General features: G+C 71.9%; 20 protein-coding genes and 1 tRNA gene. 7 read left to right on the top strand and 14 right to left on the bottom strand.

Features of this window, described 5'->3' with window-relative positions; genetic code table 11:
• The first annotated feature begins 87 nt into the window (after window positions 1–87).
• Window positions 88–2427: an ATP-binding cassette domain-containing protein gene (locus BJ984_RS10375; RefSeq protein WP_179547942.1), complete on the top strand. Its 2340-nt coding sequence runs from the start codon at window positions 88–90 to the stop codon at window positions 2425–2427.
• 11 nt (window positions 2428–2438) lie between these two features.
• Here BJ984_RS10375 and BJ984_RS10370 read toward each other — a convergent pair whose 3' ends face one another.
• A complete protein-coding gene (locus tag BJ984_RS10370; RefSeq protein WP_179547941.1) occupies window positions 2439–3920 on the bottom strand; it encodes a mannitol dehydrogenase family protein in 1482 nt (493 codons plus the stop codon).
• Window positions 3921–4053: 133 nt separating this feature from the next.
• A complete protein-coding gene (locus BJ984_RS10365) occupies window positions 4054–4716 on the bottom strand; it encodes a nucleoside/nucleotide kinase family protein (protein ID WP_179547940.1) in 663 nt (220 codons plus the stop codon).
• A 218-nt stretch (window positions 4717–4934) separates the two neighbouring features.
• Between BJ984_RS10365 and BJ984_RS10360 the strand changes: the two genes are divergently transcribed.
• Together BJ984_RS10360 and BJ984_RS10355 are read left to right on the top strand one after the other, a co-directional pair.
• Window positions 4935–5663, top strand: coding sequence for an SDR family oxidoreductase (locus BJ984_RS10360; protein WP_179547939.1), 729 nt, complete (start codon window positions 4935–4937; stop codon window positions 5661–5663).
• A gap of 153 nt (window positions 5664–5816) precedes the next feature.
• Window positions 5817–6800, top strand: coding sequence for a LacI family DNA-binding transcriptional regulator (locus BJ984_RS10355; protein ID WP_179547938.1), 984 nt, complete (start codon window positions 5817–5819; stop codon window positions 6798–6800).
• Between the two features lie 70 nt (window positions 6801–6870).
• Here the strand turns inward: BJ984_RS10355 and BJ984_RS10350 are convergent, their stop codons facing one another.
• Window positions 6871–8019 carry a Gfo/Idh/MocA family protein gene (locus tag BJ984_RS10350; RefSeq protein WP_179547937.1) on the bottom strand — a complete coding sequence of 383 codons (1149 nt, stop codon included), beginning with the start codon at window positions 8017–8019 and terminating at the stop codon, window positions 6871–6873.
• Entirely contained in the window at window positions 8016–8906 is an 891-nt protein-coding gene (locus BJ984_RS10345; RefSeq protein ID WP_179547936.1) for a class I fructose-bisphosphate aldolase, read from the bottom strand. Before BJ984_RS10345 ends, BJ984_RS10350 begins: the two co-directional genes overlap by 4 nt.
• Before the next feature lie 154 nt (window positions 8907–9060).
• Between BJ984_RS10345 and BJ984_RS10340 the strand changes: the two genes are divergently transcribed.
• Together BJ984_RS10340 and BJ984_RS10335 are read left to right on the top strand one after the other, a co-directional pair.
• Entirely contained in the window at window positions 9061–10155 is a 1095-nt protein-coding gene (locus tag BJ984_RS10340) for a carbohydrate kinase family protein (protein WP_179547935.1), read from the top strand.
• Between the two features lie 148 nt (window positions 10156–10303).
• Window positions 10304–11440 carry a LacI family DNA-binding transcriptional regulator gene (locus BJ984_RS10335; RefSeq protein ID WP_179547934.1) on the top strand — a complete coding sequence of 379 codons (1137 nt, stop codon included), beginning with the start codon at window positions 10304–10306 and terminating at the stop codon, window positions 11438–11440.
• A 10-nt stretch (window positions 11441–11450) separates the two neighbouring features.
• On the opposite strand, the gene BJ984_RS10330 is transcribed toward BJ984_RS10335, so the two are convergent.
• Window positions 11451–11843 (bottom strand): PPOX class F420-dependent oxidoreductase, encoded by a 393-nt coding sequence (locus BJ984_RS10330; protein WP_179547933.1) that lies wholly within the window; start codon window positions 11841–11843, stop codon window positions 11451–11453.
• Window positions 11844–12067: 224 nt separating this feature from the next.
• A tRNA-Pro gene (locus tag BJ984_RS10325) sits at window positions 12068–12141 on the bottom strand.
• A 226-nt stretch (window positions 12142–12367) separates the two neighbouring features.
• Here BJ984_RS10325 and BJ984_RS10320 point away from each other — a divergent pair.
• Both BJ984_RS10320 and BJ984_RS10315 read left to right on the top strand, forming a co-directional pair.
• Complete coding sequence (locus BJ984_RS10320) at window positions 12368–13036, top strand: TetR/AcrR family transcriptional regulator (RefSeq protein ID WP_173180483.1); 669 nt, start codon at window positions 12368–12370, stop codon at window positions 13034–13036.
• A 171-nt stretch (window positions 13037–13207) separates the two neighbouring features.
• Window positions 13208–14161, top strand: a complete 954-nt coding sequence (locus BJ984_RS10315) for an ROK family protein (RefSeq protein ID WP_271206604.1) — start codon at window positions 13208–13210, stop codon at window positions 14159–14161.
• 18 nt (window positions 14162–14179) lie between these two features.
• Here the strand turns inward: BJ984_RS10315 and der are convergent, their stop codons facing one another.
• From der to xerD, 8 genes are all read right to left on the bottom strand, one after another.
• A complete protein-coding gene (der, locus tag BJ984_RS10310; protein ID WP_179547931.1) occupies window positions 14180–15721 on the bottom strand; it encodes a ribosome biogenesis GTPase Der in 1542 nt (513 codons plus the stop codon).
• A 69-nt stretch (window positions 15722–15790) separates the two neighbouring features.
• A complete protein-coding gene (gene cmk / locus BJ984_RS10305; protein WP_179547930.1) occupies window positions 15791–16525 on the bottom strand; it encodes a (d)CMP kinase in 735 nt (244 codons plus the stop codon).
• Entirely contained in the window at window positions 16522–17634 is a 1113-nt protein-coding gene (locus BJ984_RS10300) for a prephenate dehydrogenase (protein WP_179547929.1), read from the bottom strand. Before BJ984_RS10300 ends, cmk begins: the two co-directional genes overlap by 4 nt.
• The gene (locus tag BJ984_RS10295) at window positions 17631–18497 is read right to left on the bottom strand and encodes a pseudouridine synthase (RefSeq protein WP_179547928.1); all 867 of its coding nucleotides are present in this window, start codon (window positions 18495–18497) and stop codon (window positions 17631–17633) included. Before BJ984_RS10295 ends, BJ984_RS10300 begins: the two co-directional genes overlap by 4 nt.
• Window positions 18494–19153 carry an SMC-Scp complex subunit ScpB gene (scpB, locus tag BJ984_RS10290; protein WP_179547927.1) on the bottom strand — a complete coding sequence of 220 codons (660 nt, stop codon included), beginning with the start codon at window positions 19151–19153 and terminating at the stop codon, window positions 18494–18496. The genes BJ984_RS10295 and scpB overlap by 4 nt, the downstream gene beginning before the upstream one ends.
• Complete coding sequence (locus tag BJ984_RS10285) at window positions 19143–20018, bottom strand: segregation and condensation protein A (RefSeq protein ID WP_179547926.1); 876 nt, start codon at window positions 20016–20018, stop codon at window positions 19143–19145. Before BJ984_RS10285 ends, scpB begins: the two co-directional genes overlap by 11 nt.
• Window positions 20002–20835, bottom strand: coding sequence for a ParA family protein (locus BJ984_RS10280; RefSeq protein WP_173181652.1), 834 nt, complete (start codon window positions 20833–20835; stop codon window positions 20002–20004). Before BJ984_RS10280 ends, BJ984_RS10285 begins: the two co-directional genes overlap by 17 nt.
• Before the next feature lie 121 nt (window positions 20836–20956).
• The gene (gene xerD, locus BJ984_RS10275; RefSeq protein ID WP_271206605.1) at window positions 20957–21883 is read right to left on the bottom strand and encodes a site-specific tyrosine recombinase XerD; all 927 of its coding nucleotides are present in this window, start codon (window positions 21881–21883) and stop codon (window positions 20957–20959) included.
• Window positions 21884–21885 lie beyond the last annotated feature (2 nt).

Genomic DNA, 21885 nt, shown 5'->3' with positions numbered 1-21885 from the left:
CACCCCTCCCGCCCGCCACCCGGCCTGTGGAAGAATCCGAGGCGTGACCACCGCATCCGCCGCCCGCCTGTCCGAGACCCGCTGAGCATGGGCGAGGTCATCCGGGTGCAGGGGGCGCGCGAGAACAACCTGAAAGACGTCTCGGTCGAGATCCCCAAGCGCAAGCTGACCGTGTTCACGGGCGTCTCGGGATCGGGCAAGAGCTCGCTCGTGTTCGACACGGTGGCGGCCGAGTCGCAGCGTCTGATCAACGAGACCTACAGCGCTTTCGTGCAGGGCTTCATGCCCACGCTCGCCCGTCCTGACGTCGACGTGCTCGAGGGGCTCACCACCGCGATCATCGTCGACCAGGCGCGCATGGGGTCCGACCCTCGTTCCACCGTCGGAACCGCCACCGACGCGAACGCGCTGCTGCGCATCCTGTTCAGCCGTCTGGGTCAGCCGCACATCGGTTCGCCGCAGGCCTACTCGTTCAACGTGGCGTCGATCTCGGGGGCGGGCGCGGTCACCACCGAGAAGGCCGGCGTGGTCACGAAGGAGCGGCGCAGCTTCTCGGTCACCGGCGGCATGTGCTCGCGCTGCGACGGGCGGGGCAGCGTCTCCGACATCGACCTGTCACAGCTGTTCGACGACAGCAAGTCGCTGAACGAGGGCGCCATCACGGTGCCCGGCTACACGGCCGACGGGTGGATGGTGCGCATCTTCGCGAAGTCGGGCTTCCTCGACGGTGACAAGCCGATCCGCGACTACACCGACGCCGAGCGGCAGGACTTCCTCTACAAGGAGCAGGTCAAGGTCAAGTTCGAGAACATGAACATGACCTACGAGGGCCTGGTGCCGAAGATCCAGAAGTCGTTCTTCGCGAAGGACCGCGAGTCGATGCAGCCGCACGTGCGCGCCTTCGTCGACCGGGTCGCGACCTTCACGGCCTGCCCCGACTGCGGCGGAACGCGCCTGAGCGAGGCGGCTCGCTCGTCGAAGGTCGCCGGCCTCAGCATCGCGGATGCCTGCGCCCTGCAGATCAGCGACCTCGCCGAGTGGGTGCGGGCCCTCGACGAGCCGTCGGTCGCGCCGCTGCTCGAGGGGCTCGTGCACCTGCTCGACTCCTTCGTGGGAATCGGCCTCGGCTACCTCTCGCTCGACCGCGCCTCCGGCACGCTCTCGGGCGGCGAGGCGCAGCGGGTGAAGATGATCCGGCACCTCGGCTCGGCGCTGACCGACATCACCTACGTCTTCGACGAGCCCACCACGGGCCTCCATCCGCACGACATCCAGCGCATGAACGAGCTCCTGCTGCAGCTGCGCGACAAGGGCAACACGGTGCTCGTCGTCGAGCACAAGCCCGAGGCGATCGCCATCGCCGACCACGTCGTCGACCTCGGCCCCGGGGCGGGCGCAGCGGGCGGCACCGTCTGCTTCGAAGGCACGGTCGACGAGCTCCGACGCTCGGGCACCGTCACCGGGCGGCATCTGGATGACCGGGCCGCCCTCAAGCCCTCGGTGCGCGCGCCGTCCGGCACGCTCGCCATCCGCGGCGCCTCGTCGCACAACCTGCGCGGGGTCGACGTCGACCTCCCGCTCGGGGTGCTCGTCGTCGTCACCGGCGTGGCCGGCTCGGGCAAGAGCTCGCTCATCCACGGCTCGGTGTCGCCGCGCGAGGAGGTCGTCACCGTCGACCAGACGCCGATCCGCGGCTCGCGGCGGAGCAACCCCGCGACCTACACCGGGCTGCTCGAGCCGATCCGCAAGGCGTTCGCCAAGGCGAACGGCGTGAAGCCCGCCCTGTTCAGCGCGAACTCGGAGGGCGCCTGCCCCGTCTGCAACGGCGCAGGAGTCGTGTTCACCGACCTCGGCATGATGGCGTCGGTGTCCACCACCTGCGAGGAGTGCGAGGGCCGGCGCTTCGACGCCTCGGTGCTCGGCTACCACCTCGGCGGCAAGGACATCACCGAGGTGCTCGCGATGCCCGTCTCGGAGGCGCTGCCGTTCTTCGCCTCCTCCGGCGAGGCCGCGCTCCCGGCGGCGCACGCGATCCTGTCGCGGCTGTCCGACGTGGGGCTCGGCTACCTGGCGCTCGGGCAGCCGCTCACGACGCTCTCGGGCGGCGAGCGCCAGCGCCTGAAGCTCGCCGCCGACATGGCGGGCAAGGGCAGCGTCTACGTGCTCGACGAACCGACGACGGGCCTTCACCTGGCCGACGTCGCACAGCTGCTCGGCCTGCTCGACCGCCTGGTCGACTCGGGCAAGTCGGTGATCGTGATCGAGCACCACCAGGCCGTCATGGCGCACGCCGACTGGATCGTCGACCTCGGCCCGGGCGCCGGCCACGACGGCGGCCGCGTCGTCTTCGAGGGCACCCCGGCCGCGCTCGTCGCGTCGCGCGCCACCCTCACGGGCGAGCACCTGGCGAGCTACGTCGCCCGCTGACCCCGGTCGGGTCAGTGCGCGGCGAGCGCCTCCAGGGCGCCGCGCGCACCGCGGGCCGCGAGCAGCGCCCGCGCCTCCACGAAGGCCGTGCGCAGGCGGGCGTTCGAGCCGAGGTCGCCGAAGACGGGGGCGTAGTCGAGGAAGCTCCCGGGAGCATCCGCCTCGCCCGCCACCGCGACCCGCAGCTCGTCGAGCCGCTTGTCCACGGGCGACAGCGCGCTGCCGTCGTCGGCCACGCCCTCGAGGAAGCGGCTCCACGCCGCGAGCACCAGCACCGACCGGTCGATCTCGCCGCCCGACGCGAGCTGCGCGCGCACCACCGGAAGCAGGAACTTCGGGATGCGGTCGGAGCCGTCGACGATCTGCCGCATCAACGTGTCCTTGATCGCCTCGCTGCCGAAGCGGCGCATCAGCTCGGCGCTGTACTCGTCGAGGTCGACCCCGGGCACCGGCGCGAGCGTCGGCCGCGCCTCGTCGTGCATGTAGCCCAGCAGGAAGTCCGCGAACAGCTGATCCCGGCAGACCTCGTGCACGTACTCGGCACCCGAGAGCAGCCCGAGGTAGCTCATCGCCTGGTGCGAGGCGTTCAGCAGCCGCAGCTTCATCAGCTCGTACGGCTCGACGTCGGAGACGACCTGCACCCCGACCTCCTCGAACGCCGGGCGCCCCGCGGTGAAGGAGTCCTCGAGCACCCACTGCACGAACGACTCCGAGAGCACCGGCCAGCGGTCCTCGATGCCGAACTCGTCGGCGACCCGCTGCCGGGAGGCGTCGGTCGTGACCGGCGTGATCCGGTCGACCATCGAGTTCGGGAAGCCGACCGCCGACGCGATCCACTCGGCGAGGGAGGGCTCGACCCGCTCGGCGAACGCGAGCACGGCGGCGCGGGCCACGTGCCCGTTGCCCTGGATGTTGTCGCACGACATCACCGTGAACGGCACCGCCCCGGCATCCCGCCGCTCGCGCAGCCCGGCCACGACGAACCCGAGGGCGCTCTGCGGCGCGGCCCCGCCCGCGAGCCCGTCGAGATCGGCGAGCGTGGCGGCATCCCGCGGCTCGAACTCACCCGTGGCGTCGTTGATGCCGTACCCGCCCTCGGTGATCGTCAGCGAGACGATGCGGGTCGCGGGGTCGCGCAGGGCGGCGAGCACTGCATCCGGCTGCTCGGGTGCCAGCAGGTAACGGATGATCGACCCGACCACCCGCGCCTCCACCACCCCGTCGGGCGCGGTGGTGACCAGCGTGTACAGCTCGTCCTGGGCCGAGAGCGCGTCACGCATCGCCGCGTCGGACGCCAGCGTGCCCACCCCGACGATGCCCCACTCCCCGGCGCCGGCCGCGAGCAGCCGGTCGACGAACATCGCCTCGTGCGAGCGGTGGAACGCCCCCACGCCGAAGTGCACGATCCCGGGCCGCACGGCGGCCCGATCGTACGAGGGCACGGCGACCCGCGGGTCGAGGCTGCCGAGGGTCTGGGCGCTCAGGGTGGTCATCGTGTCTCCAGTCGGGTGGGGGTCGGGTGGTCAGCGGGTCGCAGCTCGGGTGGTGCGAGCGGGGCAGGCGCCCGGGGCGCGGTCATGATGAAGCAGCGGATGGTCGGCGCGACGCCGCTCGGGCGACCGCACGTCACAGCACCGTCGTCAGGTGCAGCAGCAGGTCGGCGTTGCCGCGCGATCCGTCGACGATCCGCGCGTTCGCCTCGTCGACGTCGCGCACCCAGTCGGCGGAGTCGCCGGGCGAGTGCCCGTACGAGACGCGTCGCCGCACGAGACGGTCGTGCCGAACATCCGGAGCCACCTCGAGGAACCACGACTCGTCGAGGTGCTCGCGCACGCGCTCCCAGCCGTGGCCGTCGCCGAGGAGGTAGTTGCCCTCGGTGATCACGAGCGGCACCCCGGCGGGCACGGGCACCGCGCTGCCGATGGACTCCTCGAGGGCGCGATCGAAGACGGGCGCGTAGACCACGGGGGCGTCGGCCCGGGCGAGCCGGCCGAGCAGGGCGACGTAGCCGTCGACGTCGAAGGTGTCGGGGGCGCCCTTGCGGTCGCGCCGGCCGAGGCGCTCGAGCTCCTGGTTGGCGAAGTGGAAGCCGTCCTGGCCCACCAGCACCGCGTCGCCGTCGAGCGCGGCGATCAGGGCGGCGCAGAGCGTCGACTTGCCGGCTCCGGGTGTGCCGACGATGCCGAGGATGCTCCGCGAACCACTCGCGATCAGCGCCCGGCACCGCGCCAGCAGCTCGTCGAGCCCGACGGGGCGCGCCTCGGCCGGCGGTGCGGTGTCCTCGCTCACGGGTCCTCCTGGTCGTCGTCGACGGATGCGCGGCAGCAGCTCCCGAAGGCTCACCGCCGCGCCCACCGTACGCACCCCGAGGCCCCGCTGTCAATCGCGATGACACCGGTGTCAGGAGATTTCATGACACGGGTGTCATCCGCGTCGTTCCGCCGCTATGCTGATGCCGCCCCGACGTCGCGATGCAGCGCCGTCCCGCCCACTCGAACGGACTCACCATGACAGACTTCACCGGCCGCACCATCCTCGTCACCGGCGCCAGCGGCGGCATCGGCGGCGCCGTCGTGCGCCACCTCGTCGCCGCGAACGCGACCGTTCTCGCCGCCGGCCGCAACCTCGAGCACCTCGAGGCCCTCGCCGCCGAGACCGGCGCCACCCCGCTCCCCTTCGACCTCACCTCGGAGGACAGCGTCCGCGAGGCCATCGAGGGCAAGGACATCTGGGGCGTCGTCAACTCCGGCGGCTGGGGCGGCGAGATCGCCACGCCTCAAGACACCGACATCGACGTCTTCGACAAGGTGATCAGCATCAACGCCCGCGGCTCGCTGCTCGTCACCAAGTACGCCTCCCGCGAGATGATCCGCCTGGGCGACGGTGGCGCGATCGTCAACATCTCGAGCCAGGCGGGCCTCGTCGCCCTCACGGGCCACATCTCCTACGGCTCCTCGAAGGCGGCCCTCGACAACATCACCCGCGTCTCCGCGCTGGAGCTCGGCAAGTACGGCATCCGCGTCAACAGCGTCAACCCCACCGTCGTCATGACGCCCATGTCGGCCTGGTACTGGGGCCGCCCCGACATCGAGGGGCCCTTCCTCGAGGCCATGCCCCTCGGCAAGTGGGCCACCGAGGACGACATCGCGGCCCCCGTCGTCTTCCTCCTCTCCGACGCGGCGGGCATGATCTCGGGCGTCTCCCTCCCCATCGACGGCGGCTACACGGCCCGCTGACCCCCGCTCCCCGCGGCCGGTCGCCCACCCATCACCACCTGGCGCGACTCAGTCGCGGCAGAACGTCGCGATTCGGCCCGAGTCGCGGCAGAACGTCGCCACTTGCCGCGACTCTCCGATCACGAGCAGCCACACGCACAGCGAGGAGACGCCATGGCCACCATGCGCGAGGTCGCGGCTGCCGCCGGCGTCAGCCCGAAGACCGTGTCACGGGTGCTGAACGACGACCCGCACGTCTCACCCGAGACCCGGGCGCGCGTCGAGGGGTCGATGCGCGAGCTGGCGTACGTCCCGAACGCGATGGCGACGACGTTCCGCTCAGGACGCTCGCCCGTGATCGGCGTCGCCGTGCCCGACCTCGTCGACCCCTTCTTCGCCGCCATCGTCACCGCGGTCGAGGAAGAGGCCCTAGCGAACGACCTCTCCACCCTCGTCACGAGCCTCGGCCACGGCCAGGACCCGTCCCGCGAGCGCGTCGCCCTCGAGTCCGTGCTGCGTCGGCAGCTGAGCGGCCTCGTCGTCGCGCCCAGCACGAACGACCACGCCTGGCTCGAGCCGTGGGCGGCGCGCATCCCGATCGCCTTCGTCGACCGCGCGCCCGGCGATCTCGAGGCCGACGCCTTCCTCCAGGACGACCGCGGCGGCGCCCGCGACGCCACCTCGCACCTGATCGGTCACGGACACCGTCGCATCGGCTTCCTCGGCGACTCCCTCTCGGCCCCCACGATCGCCGAACGCCTCGAGGGCTACCGCGAGGCGCTGGCGGCGGCGGGCATCCCGTTCGACGACGATCTCGTCGCCCTCGGCGCGGCCACCCGCCCGGGCGCCGCCGACGCCCTCGCCCGCCTGCGCGAGCCGAACCCTGGGGTGACGGCCGTCTTCTCCTCGGATGCCCGCTGCACCATGGCCGCCATGCCCACCGTCACGGCGCATCCGATCGCCCTCACCGCGTTCGGCGACTTCCCCCTAGCCGACTCGCTCACCCCCGCGATCACCGTCGTCGCCCAGGACCCGGCGACCCTCGGCCGCCTCGCCGCCGCCCGCCTCGTGGAGCGCGCCGCGCATCCCGACCGCGCGCTCCCGCGCCGCACGGTCCTGCCCGTGACGCTCATCGAGCGAACCTCCTGCCGCGTCTGACGCGATCGACTTGGCCCGTCCCGTTCTAAAACGCGAGTTCTAGGACGGGACGGGCCAAGTCGATCGTCGGTCAGGGCGCGACCGCCCGGCCCTCGGCGTGCGAGGTCGCCGCAGCCCGGTAGATCGCGTGCGTGAGCGCCGCCTCCGACGGGCGGGCCGCCCCGAAGCGGTCGCCGAGCGAGCCGTGGCGCTCGGCGAGGAACACCGCCCACATCTGCAGGATCGAGTCCGAGAAACCCGACTCGAAGATCCCGCCGGTGACCGTCGGCCAGACCGACTGGCTGCCCACGTCGATCTGCTGCCAGACCTGTTCGCGCCCACCGCCCGGAACATCCGTCACCGTGAACACCGACACCGTCTTGGGGTTCTTCGTGCTGAACCGCACGCCCCCGTCGAGCCCGATCGCCTCGAACTCCCAGGTGTTCTTCTGCCCCGGGTCGATGCGCTTGGTCTCGGTCGTCAGCGGGAAGAGCTGCCCCTCGTGGCGGGCCCAGCTGTGCAGGGTGGCGTTGTCCCAGGTGTCGCACGGCACCGGCGAGCCGTCAGGCCCGGGCCGCGTCGGCACGAGGTTCTGCAGCACGCCGTAGACCGTCTCGGGCACCCAGCCGAGGCGCAGCGGGACGTGCCAGGTGTGCATCCCGAGGTCGTTCATCACGCCGGCCTCGCCGCAGAACTCGACCTGCCGCTTCCAGTTGATCGGCTTGTTCACGTCGAGGTCGCTCGAGTGCAGGAAGCTGTTGCGCGCCGACACGATCGTCCCGAGCGCCCCCGACTTCACGTAGTCGATCGCCAACTGCGCCCCCGGGAAGAACGGCATCTCGCTCGAGACGCGCACGAAGGCCTCAGGATGCTCGGCCATCGCCGCGAGCACAGCCTGGGCCGCGGCCCCGTCGATGCCGAACGGCTTCTCGGCGAGCAGGCTCTTGCCGCTGGCGATGACGTCACGGTAGATCGCCTCGTGCAGGTCGTGGCGCACGGCCACGTAGACGACGTCGATGCTGTCGTCGGCGAGCAGCTCGTGGTAGTCGGTCGTCTTCGTGACCACCGTGTCGATCTCGTCGAACCACTCCATCGCCGCCGGGTTGATGTCGCAGACCGCGGTCAGCCGGGGCCGCACGGGGTGGTCGATCAGGGCCGGCCAGCGCTGGATGGCCGCCGCGATCTCGCGCCCCATCAGCCCGCCGCCGACGATGGCGACGTTCACGGTCTCGGCGGTCATGCCGACACCCCCGCGTCGCTCGCATCGCCTTCGCTGACGGATGCCCGCCCCGCCGACTCCGCGAGGATACCCAGCCCGTCCGCCACCGAGGCCCCCTCGTGCAGCACCGCGAGCAGCGCCGCCGTGATGCCGGCCGGGTTCTCGTGCTGCACGATGTTCCGCCCGTAGACGATGCCGCGGGCCCCCGCCGCCAGCACGGCGACGGTGCGCTCGAGGAGGGTCCGGTCATCCACCCGCCCCCCGCCCCGCACGAGCACCGGAACGTCGCCCGCGACCTCGATGACCCGCCCGTACTCGCTCAGGTCGTCGCTCGGGTCGGCCTTGATCAGGTCGGCGCCGAGCTCGACGCCCTGGCGCACCAGCGTCACTATCTTCTCGATGTCGCCGTCGACCATGTAGCCGCCGGCCTTCGAGTTGTCCTGCATCACGAGCGGCTCGACCATCAGCGGCATGCCGTACTTGGTTGCCTCGCGCCGCAGCTCGAGGATCGAGGTGATGTTCGCCTCGCGCACCTCCGGATGCCCGGGCAGCTCCATCAGGTTCACGCACACCGCGACGGCGTCCAGCCGCACGGCCTCCTCGATGGCGTGCGGCACGTGCCGGCTGAACAGCACCGGGTCGAGCGGGTTGCCGTACACGTTCGCGATGTCGGTGCGCAGCACCAGCCCCGGCTTCTGCTTGCCCGGGATGCTCTGCAGCCGTCGCGCCTGCCCGATCGTCAACTGCACCGCGTCGGGGCCGGCGTCGACGAGGGTGCGCACGACCTGATCCATGTTCTCGATGCCCGTGATGAACGAGCGCTCCCCGAAGAAGCCGTGGTCGACGGCCACGTCGAGGGCCCGGCCCGAGCGCGGATTGAAGAGGCGATTGAGGCGATACAGCGTCATTGCAGTGCTCCTGATCGTGGGGAACGTCGGGTCGGGGGCTTTCGAACGGCCCCTCGATGTGTCAGAGTAACCCCGTGAGACAACGTTGTCTAGCCGGTCGCACCGGCTCGTCCGCCCGCTGCCGCTCGCTCACCCACCGTCGAGAGGATGCCCGATGACCCCGATCGTCGTCGCCGGCCACATCTGCCTCGACCTCACCCCCGCGCTCGGCCCCGGTGCCGCCCTCGACCCCGGGCGCCTGATCGACGTCGGGCCCCTCCGCATCGGCCTCGGCGGCTGCGTCGCCAACACCGGCCTCGCCCTGGCCGATCTCGGCGCCGACGTGTCCCTGCACTCCACCGTCGGCGACGACGAGCTCGGACGCATCGTCGCCGACACCATCGCCCGCCGCCCCGGCCTCACCGCCGACCTGCACGTCGACCGCGACCACGCCACGTCCTACTCTCTCGTGCTCGAGCCCGAGGGCCACGACCGCACCTTCTGGCACCACACCGGCGCGAACGCCGTCTTCACGGGCGAGCACCTCGACGTCGGAGACGCCCCGCTCCTCCACCTCGGCTACCCGCCGCTGCTGCCGGCGCTGCTCGCCGACGGCGGGGCTCCGCTCGAGGCCGTGTTGTCGCGCGCCCGCGCCCGGGGCGCCACGACGTCGCTCGACCTGGCGGTGGTCGACCCGGCGTCGGCGGTCGGCGCGGTGGACTGGCCGGGCATCCTGAAGCGCGCCCTCGCCGTGACCGACGTGATCACCCCGAGCCTCGACGACCTCACCTCGGCGCTCGGCCCGGCCCTCGGCATCTCGCCGCTGCCCGCCGCCCGCGCGGCCGGGCTCTACGCCGACCTGCTGCTGTCCTGGGGAACCGCGGTGGTCGCGATCTCGGCGGGCTCCGAGGGCCTGCTGCTGCGCACGGCCTCAGCCTCCCGCCTGGCCAGAGGGGGCCGGATGCTCGCCCCCCTCGCCCGCCGCTGGGCCGACGCCTCGCTGCGCGTGCGCCCCCTCGCCGTCCCCCGCGTCGCCACCACGAACGGGGCCGGCGACGCCTCGACGGCGGGCCTCCTCTTCGCCCTCTCCCGCGGATCCTCCCCCACCCTCGCCGCCCACCTCGCCGCAGCCACGGCGGCCGCCGTCATCGCGGGCGACCGCCCCACCCCCGCCACCCTCACGTCCCTCCTCCCGGCGGCGGCGTCCCTCTTCGCGCCGGGATCCCAACCGGCCGCTCCCGCGCCCGCACGCTCCGCGGCTCGCGGATGACGGCACGAATGCGCCCCACCTCCCCTGCCACGCCCCCGCTCGCTGTCGTCCGCGTGTCCCTGCCCACCCGCCTCGAACTCATCGCCCACCGCGCCCCGGCCAGCGCGCCCCCACCTGCCCGCGCCGCGCACCCGCCACAATGAACCCCATGCCCAAGCCGCCCACCATGAAGGACGTCGCGGCGGCCGCGGGCGTCGCCCTGAAGACCGTCTCGCGTCACGTCAACGGCGCCACGAACATCGACCCGGCCCTCGCGGCCCGCATCGCCGCCGCCATCACCGAGCTCGGCTACCGCCACAACCTCGCCGCCGCGAGCATCCGGCCCGGTCGCTCCGCCAAGGTCATCGGCCTCGTCATCTCCGACCTCGCGAACCCCTACTGGTCGCTCCTCGCCCGCTCGGTCGAACGCACTCTCAGTGCCAACGGCTACCTCCTCATGACGGTCAGCTCCGAGGAGGACGCCGACCGTCACCGCCTCCTCATCGACCGACTCCTCGCCCAGCGCGTCGACGGCCTCATCGTCTCCCCGCCCCGCCGCGACACCACCGCCTGGGCGGCCGCCGCGGCCCCCCTCCTCCCCGTCGTCGCGATCGACCGCCCCGCACTCTCCGCCCCGCCGCCCCCCGCACCGGTCCAGGATGCTCGCGCCACCCGCGAGGACCAACCCCTGTCCCTCGCCGAACCTCCGGCCCCCTCCCGCACTGACGACGACCTCCACACGGACGCGGACGTCGATGCGATGCGGCGACAGCACCCTCCCCTCGTCGACACGATCCTCGCCGACAACGCCGGAGGCGCCCAGGCCGCCACCCGCGAACTCCTCCGCCACGGAGCACGCCGCATCCTCTTCCTCGGCGACTCCCTCGAGCTCTACACGATGCGCGAGCGCCATGCCGGATTCCTCCGAGCCCTGGCGTCGGCCGCTCCCGAGGGCGCCGACTTCTCCGTCGCCACCGCGCACACCGCGGCCGAGGCGGCCGACGTGGTGACGGCCCTCCTCGGCACCGGACGCATCGACGCCGTCTTCGCCGCCAACAACCGCGCCTCCGTCGGCGCCGTCGACGCCTTCACCCGCGTCGGCGCCCGCCTCCCCCTCATCGGCTTCGACGACTTCGAGGCGGCCACCCTCGTGCGCCCCGGCGTCTCGGTCGTCGCGCAAGACGTGGCCCTGATGGGCGAAGCCGCCGCCCAGGCCGTCCTGGCACGCCTCGCGGGCGACACCCCGCCCCCGGCCACGACGACGCTCCCCACCCGCCTGATCCTCCGCGGCTCCGAGCTGCCGTAGAGCCGACCGGCTACTGGGTGGTGGTGCTCTCGATGCTCATGACGAGCACGACGCGGTCGGCCGAGTCGGGCGGCGGCGTCTGGCCAGGGTTGCCGTAGCGCTTGCCGAGCACCACGTAGAAGGCGCCGGTGGGGTCGGGCTCGACCGCGATCAACCGGCCGCGCACCTCGAGGTAGCGGAACGGGTTCGCCGGGTCGATCACCGACAGGCTCATCGACGGATTGTGCTGCAGGTTGCGGTACTTCGCCCGCTTCGTGGTGTGCGTGAAGCGCAGTGTGTCGCCGTCGCGCAGGTACCACATCGGGTTCACCTGCACGGTGTCGTCGGGCCGGATCGTGCCGAGGTGCCCGTAGTTCGCCTGCTCGAGCAGCTCGGCGTAGTCGGGAGGGATGACGTCGCTCATGCGGATATTGAACCACCGACGTCCGACGCCGCGGTAGGACCAGACGCGGAAAGCGGCGCGCGTGTCGGGCTGACAGGATTTGACTCCCCACCGGCGCCCTCCATCCGCCGCGAACAGCGGCGGACGGAGCCTCTGCGCGGCGTGGGCCCACGAGCAGCTTCGCGTCCGGACAGCCTGACAGACGCAAAATGGGCCGCCCCGGAGGGCGACCCATTTTCCATCTGTCGGGCTGACAGGATTTGAACCTGCGACCCCTTGACCCCCAGTCAAGTGCGCTACCAAGCTGCGCCACAGCCCGTGGCCGTCACCCGGAGAAGCGAACCGCTCCAGACAACTTGTCCATGATAGCGCCTCCCGAGACGCCCCGCTGACACCCCGGCCGAGACCCGGCGGAGACCCGGCGAAGCAGCCGACCCACGGCGTCATGAACCGGAAAACGCATGCCCGGCGATATAGGAAGAAAGTTTGGGACTCACAGTCCTAAAACAGGGCGAATCCTGATCTTCGTCATTGCATAATTGAGCATGCCCCAGTCAACCGCCTTACCCGCGACTCCATCCCGACGCCAGGGCGCATCCGTCAACCCGGCCGAACCCCGAGCGGCCCGCACCCATGAAGCACTGACGACTGCCCTGTTCGAACTCCTCCGCCAGCACGATCTCACCGAGATCTCCATCTCCGAGCTCTGCCGTACGGCGGGCGTGCACCGCACCACCTTCTACGGCCACTACGCCGACATCTTCGCCTTCGCGGCCGACTCGTTCGCGCACATCCTCGACGAGCTCGGCAGCGTCGGCGAGGGCACCTACGACGGCTACTCCCCCGAAGCCGTCACCCAGGTGTACGCCGACTCCATCCGCCGCGAGCTCGGCCACATCGTCGACCACCGCGCGGCCTATCGCATGATGTTCGGCACCCGCGTCGACGCCGGCTTCCGCCGCGAGCTCTACCAGCGCGCCCTGCGCCGGGCCTCGCTCGCGATCGCGGTCTGGCAGCGCCACGGATACGGCACCGGCATCGACACCGCGACCGCCGCCGCGTACATCGCCGGCGGTTCGGTCGGCGTGCTCGAGGCCTGGGCGTTCAGCGAGTCCGTCGACACCGACGCCCACACCGACGCCGTCATGGCGTCCTGGCCGGCGTGGTGCGCCTCGTCCGCGCCCACCGAGGCCCTCATCGAGAAGGCCGGCTAGCCGAAACCGGCGACCTGCGCCACCTGCAGTCCCGCCGACCCGCAGACCCGCAGACCCGCCGATTGCGCGCCGACCCGAAAGGTGCGCACCCGGCGCCACCAGGAGCCCGGCTCGTCCCCCCGAGCCGGGCTCCTGCACGTCCCCCGGCGCCCCATGGTGTGGAATGGACCGGTGACCACCACCGCACCCGCCGAACGCCCCCTCGCCCTGGCCCTCGCCGTCGACGTCGGTGGCACCAAGGCCGAGGCCGCCCTGGTCGACGCCGACGCCCGCCTCGTCCCCGGCACCCGCTTCCGGGCCCCCACGGGCTCCGGCAGCAGCCGCGAGCAGATAGCGGATGCGGTGAGCCAGGTCGTCCGTCAGGCCACCGCCGCGCTCCCGACCGGGGCGCAGCTCCTCGGCGCGGGCATCGGCAGCGCCGGCCCCATCGACGCCGAGCGCGGGACCGTCTCCCCGCTGAACCTCGCCACCTTCCAGCGCTACCCCCTCCGCGACCTGGTCGCCGAGGCTTCAGGCCTGCCCGACCCGGTGCTCCGGCTCGACGGCCTTTGCATCCTGCTCGCCGAGCACTGGGCCGGCGCCCTGCAGGGCTACCGCACCGCGATGGGCATGATCGTCTCCACCGGTATCGGCGGAGGCCTCCTGGTCGAGGGGCGCCTGGTGGGCGGCCGAACGGGCAACGCCGGCCACGTGGGGCAGATCCAGCTGCACATGCACGAGTCCGAGGGGCGCGACCACTCCGTCACGCTCGAGGGCATCGCGGCGGGCCCCCGCATCGTGGCCTGGGCCAATGCGCAGGGCTGGGAGGGGTCGAGCGGCGAGGAGCTGGCGGAGAGCTACCGGAACGGGCATCCGCTCGCCCGCGCGGCCGTCGAACGGTCGGCGAACGCCATCGGCGAGGGCATCGCGTCGGTCGGCGCACTGCTCGACCTGGAGGCGGTCGCCATCGGCGGCGGGTTCTCGCGGGTCACGCCCGACCTGTTCGACCTCATCCGCGCACGCATCACCGCGATGGCGCCGCTCGACACCATCCCGGGCGTCAAGGTGCTGCCGTCGGCCCTCAGCGACGAGGGCCCGCTGATCGGCGCGGGCGGCCTGGTGCACCGCGCCGAGCTGCTCCCGTAGCGACGCACCAGCCGAGACCTACCGCTTCCGCTTCTCCCGCACCCGCATGTTGACGACGATCGGCGAGCCCTCGAACCCGTAGATCTCGCGCAGCCGGCGCTGCACGTACCGCCGGTACCCCGGGTCGAGGAACCCGGTCGTGAAGAGCACGAAGGTCGGCGGGCGCGACGCGGCCTGCGTGCCGAACAGGATGCGCGGCTGCTTGCCGCCTCGCACGGGGTGCGGGTGCGACGCCGTGAGCTCGGCGAGGAAGGCGTTGAACTTGCCGGTCGGAACCCGCGTGTCCCACGACTCCAGCGCGAGCTCGAGCGCGGGCACGAGCTTCTCGAGGTGACGACCGGTGCGCGCCGAGATGTTGACGCGGGGCGCCCAGGTGACGTGGTGCAGGTCCTGCTCGATCTCGCGCTCGAGGTAGCGTCGGCGGTCGTCGTCGAGGAGGTCCCACTTGTTGAACGCGAGCACGAGCGCGCGGCCCGACTCGAGCACGAGGTCGATGATGCGCAGGTCCTGCGTCGAGATGGGCTCGGTCACGTCGAGCACGACGACGGCGACCTCGGCCTTCTCGAGCGCGGCGGAGGTGCGCAGCGACGCGTAGAAGTCGGCGCCCTGCTGCAGGTGAACGCGCTTCCTGATGCCGGCGGTGTCGACGAACGTCCACACCTTGCCGCCGAGCTCGATCTGCTCGTCGACCGGGTCGCGGGTGGTGCCCGCGAGCTCGTTCACGACGACGCGCTCCTCGCCGGCTGCCTTGTTGAGCAGCGAGCTCTTGCCCACGTTCGGGCGGCCGAGGATGGCGACGCGGCGCGGACCGCCGAGCTCCTGCTTGGCGACGGCCGAGACCTCGGGCATCTTCGCCATGATCAGGTCGAGCAGGTCGGCGACGCCGCGGCCGTGCAGCGCCGAGACCGGGTACGGCTCGCCGAGGCCGAGCGACCACAGCGCCGAGCTCTGCGCCTCCTGGCGCGCGTCGTCGACCTTGTTCGCGGCGAGGAAGACCGGACGGTTGGCCCGGCGCAGCAGCTTGACCACGTGCTCGTCGGTCGCGGTGGCGCCCACGTTCGAGTCGACGACGAAGAGCACCACGTCGGCGAGGTCGATGGCGACCTCGGCCTGCGCGGCGACGGCGGCGTTGATGCCGGCCGCGTCGGGCTCCCAGCCGCCGGTGTCGACGAGTGTGAACCGGCGCCCGGCCCACTCGGCCTTATAGGCCACGCGGTCGCGGGTGACGCCCGGCTTGTCCTCGACGACTGCCTCGCGGCGCCCCAGGACGCGGTTGACGAGCGCCGACTTGCCGACGTTCGGACGGCCCACGATGGCGAGCACGGGCAGCGCCGGCATCGCGACCATGCCGTCGGGGAACTCCTCGGCGAACTCGAGCAGGTCGAGGTCGCCCTCGTCGAGCTCGTAGTCGGCGAGGCCCGAGCGCAGCGTCTCGGCGCGACGCTCGGCGAGCTCCTCGTCGACGACGGCGAGCCGGTCGGCGAGGTCGTCGGCGGGTGCGTCGAACTCCTCCGACGCGTCGAAATCGTTGCCCGAGATGGGGCCCTGGTTATCCGCCATGCGGGATCCTCGCTGTCTGCGACGTCGGAGACGTCGGGGTCGTGTGGGAAGTCAGTGTCGTGGGGGAAGTCAGTGTCGTGGGGTGGTCTCGTTCGTCCGCGCGACCCGGTCGTTCACCACGCCGACGACGGCGGACACGGTCTGCTCGAAGTCGAGGTGGGTGGAATCGACGGTCGTCACGCCATCGGCGGCCTTCATGAAGTCGACCACGCGGGAGTCGGCCTGATCGCGGGTTCGGAGCGCCTCGCCCACGGCGGCGGCCGATTCACCGGTCAGTTCTTTCGAACGCCTGGCCATTCTAGCCTCTTCGTCGGCTGTGAGCAGGATGCGCACCGGCGCATCCGGTGCCACCACCGTCGTGATGTCCCGGCCCTCCGCGACGATCCCGTCGAAGGCGGTGTCCCGCATGATGCTCCGGAACCGCTCGGTCAGCCAGCTCCGCACCTCGGGGATGCGCGCCACGGCGCTCACCGCACCGGTCACCCGGGGCTCCCGGATCGCCTCGGTCACGTCGGTCGCACCCACCCGCACGAAGTACGCGTCGGGGTCGGTGCCGATCGCGAAGTCGAAGTCGCCCAGGGAGGCGACCACCGCATCCGGCACCGACGGGTCGACCCGCTTGTCGAGCAGGTTCCAGGCGAGGGCCCGGTAGCTGGCGCCGGTGTCGAGGTAGGCGAAACCGAGGGCGCGGGCGGTGGCCCGGCTCACGCTCGACTTGCCGCTGCCGGCGGGGCCGTCGATCGCGACGACGACCGGCACGGTGGCGTGGGGGTCGGCGGTGGTGTCTGCAGTGGGTCCGGTCATCCGGCGATCCTCCATCCTCGCGCGGCGAGCGCGCTGGTCACGGTGTCGAGCGTCTCGGGCAGCACGGCGATCTCGGCGAGGCCGATCTGCGCGCCCGGCGAGTGCTCGAGTCTCAGGTCTTCGAGGTTCACGCCGTCCTCGCCGAGCTCGGTCAGCAGGCGGGCGAGCTCGCCCGGGGCGTCGTCCACCATGACGACGAGCTGGGCGTAGCGGCGGTCCTGGCCGTGCTTGCCCGGGATGCGCGCGACACCGGCGTTGCCGCCGGCGAGCGTCTCGGCGAGCGCCCGTCGCCACGGGGTTCCGTCCGCCGCGGCATCGACGTCAGCCGACGCCGCGTCGAGCGCCGCCAGCACCTCGTCGAGGTCGTCGCGCACCCCCCGCAGCACGTCGGCCGTCGCCCCGGCGTTGGCGCCGAGGATCTGCACCCACAGGCCCGGGTCGCTCGACGCCACCCGGGTCACGTCGCGCAGCCCGCCGCCGGCGAGGTTCACCGCCGCCTCGGGTGCCGCGACGAGGCGCCGCGCCATCAGCGTCGACACCAGCTGAGGCGCGTGCGAGACGAGTGCCACGCTCGAGTCGTGCTGCTCGGCGGTCATCTCGACGAGCGTCGCACCGAGGTCGAGCACGAGGTCGTCGACGGCCGCGGCGGTCTGGTACGAGATGTCCGGATGCCCGGCCACGACCCACGGGCGCCCGAGGAACAGATCGGCGCGGCCCGACATCGGCCCGCCCTTCTCGCGTCCGGCGAGCGGGTGGGACCCGACGTACCGCGTCACGTCCGCCCCCGCCGCGCGCACCGCGGCGAGCACCGGACCCTTGACGCTCGCGACGTCGGTGACGACCGACCGCGGGTACGCCGAGAGCTCGCGCACGATCACCGAGGCGGTGACGTCGGGCGGAACGCAGACGACGATCAGCTGCGGTTCGTCGGCGTCCCCGGCCGAGCGCCCGGCTCCGTAGTCCATCGCGATCCGCACGTTGGTGGGCGAGGCGTCGGACAGGATCACGTCGACCCCGCGGGCGCGCAGCCCGAGCGCGATGCTCGTGCCGAGGAGGCCGACCCCGACGACCCGCACGGGGCCCGTCAGCCGGCTCTCGGGCCCCGTCATTCGCCGTCCTCGTCCGCATCCGCAGCGTCGAAGGAGCCCGCAGCGCCAGCACCGGCACCACCCGCGGAACCGCCGTCGGCACCCGCCGCTCCCGTCGCCTCCCGCGACAGCGTCAGCAGCTTCCCCACCTCGGCCTTGGTCAGCTCCCGCACCGCCCCCGCCTTCAGCGACCCCAGGTTGAGCGGCCCGAACGAGCGGCGCACGAGCTCCACCACCGGGTGACCGACGGCATCGAGCATCCGGCGCACGATGTGGTTGCGCCCGGAGTGCAGCGTCACCTCGACGATCGAGTGGTCGCGCTCCACGTCGAGCAGCCGCGCCTTGTCGGCCTTGATGGGCCCGTCCTCGAGGTCGATGCCGTGGGTCAGCGTCGCGAGCGTCTGCGGCGTCACGCGACCGTCGACCTTCGCGATGTACGTCTTGAGCACGCCGAACGAGGGGTGCGCCAGCACGTGCGCCAGGTCGCCGTCGTTGGTCAGGATGAGCAGCCCGCTCGTCTCGGCGTCGAGCCGCCCGACGTTGAACAGGCGCTCCTCGAACTCGTCGGTCCAGCGGCGCAGGTCGGGCCGGCCGCGCTCGTCCTGCAGCGAGCTGACCACGCCGGTCGGCTTGTTGAGCATGACGTAGCGCTTCTCGGGGTCGAGCTGCACGGCCATCCCGTCGACGGCGACGAGGTCGGTCACGGGGTCGATGCGGCGCCCGAGCTCGGTCACGACCTGCCCGTTGACCTCGACCCGACCGGCCTCGATCAACTGCTCGGAGACGCGGCGCGACGCCACTCCGGCGGCGGCCATCACCTTCTGCAGGCGCACACCCTGCGGCTCGGCATCGGCATCCCACGGCGGTATCTCGAACGGGGTCATCGCACTCCTTGAAGGTCGTCGAAGCCCTCGCTGCCGTCGGCGAGCAAGGGCGAGATCTTGGGCAGCTCGTCGAGCGAGTTCAGGCCCAGCTGCGTCAGCAGCATGTCGGTGGTGCCGTAGAGGATCGCTCCGGTCTCGGCCTGGGTGGACACCTCGGTGATCAGCCCGCGGCTGAGCAGCGTGCGCACGACCGAGTCGACGTTCACCGCGCGGATCGACGCGACGGCACCGCGGCTGATCGGCTGCTTGTAGGCGATCACCGCGAGCGTCTCGAGCGCGGCCTGCGAGAGCCGCGAGGGGTTCTGGGTCATCACGAAGTCCCTCACCAGCGGGTCGTGCTCGCCGCGCACGTAGAGCCGCCAGCCCCCGGCGACCTCCCGCAGCTCGAAACCGCGGCGCACGCTTCCGGATGCACGGCCGTCGTAGTCCTCGACCAGCCGCTCGACGCCCTGCCGCACGACCGCCACCGGACGGCCCAGCGCGGTCGCGAGCGACACCAGGCTCTGCGGCTCGTCGGCCACCATGAAGATCGCCTCGAGCGCCCGGTCGACGTCCGCGCTGGAGCTGGGAGCGACGGTCCGGTGGACCGTCGCCGCGACGCCAGCGCCGAGCGAGCTGTGCTCGCTCGGGCTCGAACTCCCGGTCTCAGTTGTCATAGTCGGCTCCGAGGTTCGCGAGGTCGTCCTCGTTCCAGGTCTCCGCCGTCCACATCAGCGTCAGATCCCCCAGCGGTTCGAGCTGCTCGAACGAGATCGACGCGTGCCGGTAGAGCTCGAGCACCGCGAGGAACCGCGCGATGACGACCCCCTTCTCGTCGATGCCCGCGATCAGCTGCCGGAAGCTCACCGTCGTTCCCGAGGCAGCTGCCGCTCGCAGCACGGTCACGACGTGCGCCGCCTGCTCCCGGATGCTCACCAGCGGTGCGTGCAGATGCTCGAGACCCACGGTCGGCAGCTCACGAGGCGCGAGCGCCATGGCGGCGAGCGCCGCGAAGTCGTCGGCGGTGAGCGTCCAGACCAGCTCCGGCGTCTGCTGGCGGTACTTCTCCTCGAGCCGCACCAACCGTGGACGGCGCGTGCCCTCCTCGTCGAACCGCTCCGCCAGCCACGCCGACACCTGCTTGAAGGCGCGGTACTGCAGCAGCCGCGCGAACAGCAGGTCGCGGGCCTCGAGCAGCGCCACGTCCTCCGCGTCGACGAGCTCGCCCTGCGGCAGCAGCCCGGCGATCTTGAGGTCGAGCAGCGTCGCCGCGACGACCAGGAACTCGGATGCCCGGTCGAGCTCCTCGGCGGAGTCGAGCCCTTTCAGGTACCCGATGAACTCATCCGTCACCCGGCTGAGCGAGATGTCGGTGATGTCGAGCTCGTGCTTGGTGATCAGCGAGAGCAGCAGGTCGAAGGGGCCCTGGAAGTTGTCGAGGCTGAGCGAGAACCCGGGCGCGGCGGTGCCGGCCGCTTCCGGATCACCACCCGGCTGCGGGTCGAGGAGCGCGGCGAGCGCCGGCTCAGGCGACCGCGCCACGGGCGACCAGTTCTCTGGCCAGCTGCTTGTAGGCCTTCGCCGAGGTGTGCTCGGGCGCGAACTGCGTGATCGGCTTGCCGGCCACGGTCGCGTCGGGGAACTTCACCGTTCGGCCGATGACCGTCTCGAACACCTTGTCGCCGAAGGTCTCGACCACGCGCTCGAGCACCTCACGGGAGTGCAGCGTGCGCGGGTCGTACATGGTGGCGAGGATGCCGTCGAGCACGAGCGCCGGGTTCAGCCGGTCGCGCACCTTGTCGATCGTCTCGACGAGCAGGGCCACGCCGCGGAGCGCGAAGTACTCGCACTCGAGCGGGATGAGCACGCCGTGGCTCGCGGTGAGCGCGTTCACGGTGAGCAGCCCGAGCGAGGGCTGGCAGTCGATCAGGATGACGTCGTAGTCGTTGCTCACCTTGCGCAGAACGCGGGCCAGGATCGACTCGCGCGCGACCTCGCTGACGAGGTGCACCTCGGCCGCCGACAGGTCGATGTTCGCCGGGATGATGTCGAGCCCGGGCACGCTGGTGCTCCGGATCGTCTCGGCCGGGTCTTTCACCGTGCCGATCAGCAGGTCGTAGATGGTGGGGATGTCGTGGGTCATCACGCCGAGCCCCGCCGACAGCGCACCCTGCGGGTCGAAGTCGATGGCGAGCACCTTGCGCCCGTACTCGGCGAGAGCCGCCCCCACGTTGACGCTCGTCGTCGTCTTGCCGACGCCGCCCTTCTGGTTGCAGAGCGAGATGATGCGAGCGGGGCCGTGCGAGGCCAGCGGAGCCGGGTCGGGGAACTCGGTGACGGGGCGCCCGGTCGGGCCCATCTTCGGCAGATCGAGGCCGCTCAGCTCGGAGGCCTGTGCCGTCTTCGCCGTTCTCGTGCTTCTGATGGCCACCGAAGTCGCTCCTCATTCCTGCGCGCCATCCCGGCGCACTCGCTCGATTCTACCGGGCGCGGGGGTGGGCGGTCTGGTACATGTCGATCAGCGTGTCCGCCGTGACATGCGTGTAGAGCTGCGTGGTCGCCACCGAGGAGTGGCCGAGCAGGTCCTGCACCACGCGCACGTCGGCACCGCCCTGCAGCAGGTGGGTCGCGAAGGAGTGCCGGAAGGTGTGCGGCGACACGTGCGTCGAGAGCCCCGCCCGTTCGGCGGCGGCCTGGATCACGAGCCACGCCCCCTGCCGGCTGAGTCGCTGGCCCCGGATGCCGAGGAACAGCGCCGGGGTCGACCGCCCCCGGGTCGCGAACGTCGGACGCACCCGCACCAGGTACGCGTCGAGCGCCGTGCGGGCGTAGCTGCCCACGGGCACCACCCGCTGCTTGCTTCCCTTGCCCGTCACCCGCACCATGTCGCCCTCCTGCACGTCGTCGACGTCGAGACCGACGAGCTCGGAGATGCGCGCCCCGGTCGCGTAGAGCAGCTCGAGCAGGGCGCGGTCGCGCACGGCGATCGGCTCCTCGCCCCCGGTCGAGGTGAGCAGCCGCTCCATCTCGTCGATGGTGATCGCCTTGGGCAGCCGCAGGGCGAGCTTCGGCGGCTTCACGTCGTGCGCGACGTCGACCTCGACGAGGCCCTCCTCGACCAGGTAGCGGTGGAACCCGCGCACGGTCGACAGGATGCGCGCGACCGACGCCGCGGACAGCTCCTCCCCCTCGGCGGAGCGCAGCGCCTGCGTGAAGGCGCCGATGTCGTTCTCGCCGATGCGGGCCACGTCGCCGATTCCCCGGGCATCCAGCCAGGACGCGTAGCGCACCAGGTCGCGCCGGTACGCGGCCACCGTGTTGCCGGCCAGCCCGCGCTCGACCGTGATGTGGCGGAGGAACCGGTCGACGGCGACCGGCACGGCGGTCGCACCGGCCGCGACGACCACGG

Origin of the sequence: Herbiconiux flava (genome assembly GCF_013409865.1) — a bacterium.
GTDB lineage: Bacteria > Actinomycetota > Actinomycetes > Actinomycetales > Microbacteriaceae > Herbiconiux > Herbiconiux flava.
This window is presented reverse-complemented; position numbering and strand designations above follow the sequence as displayed.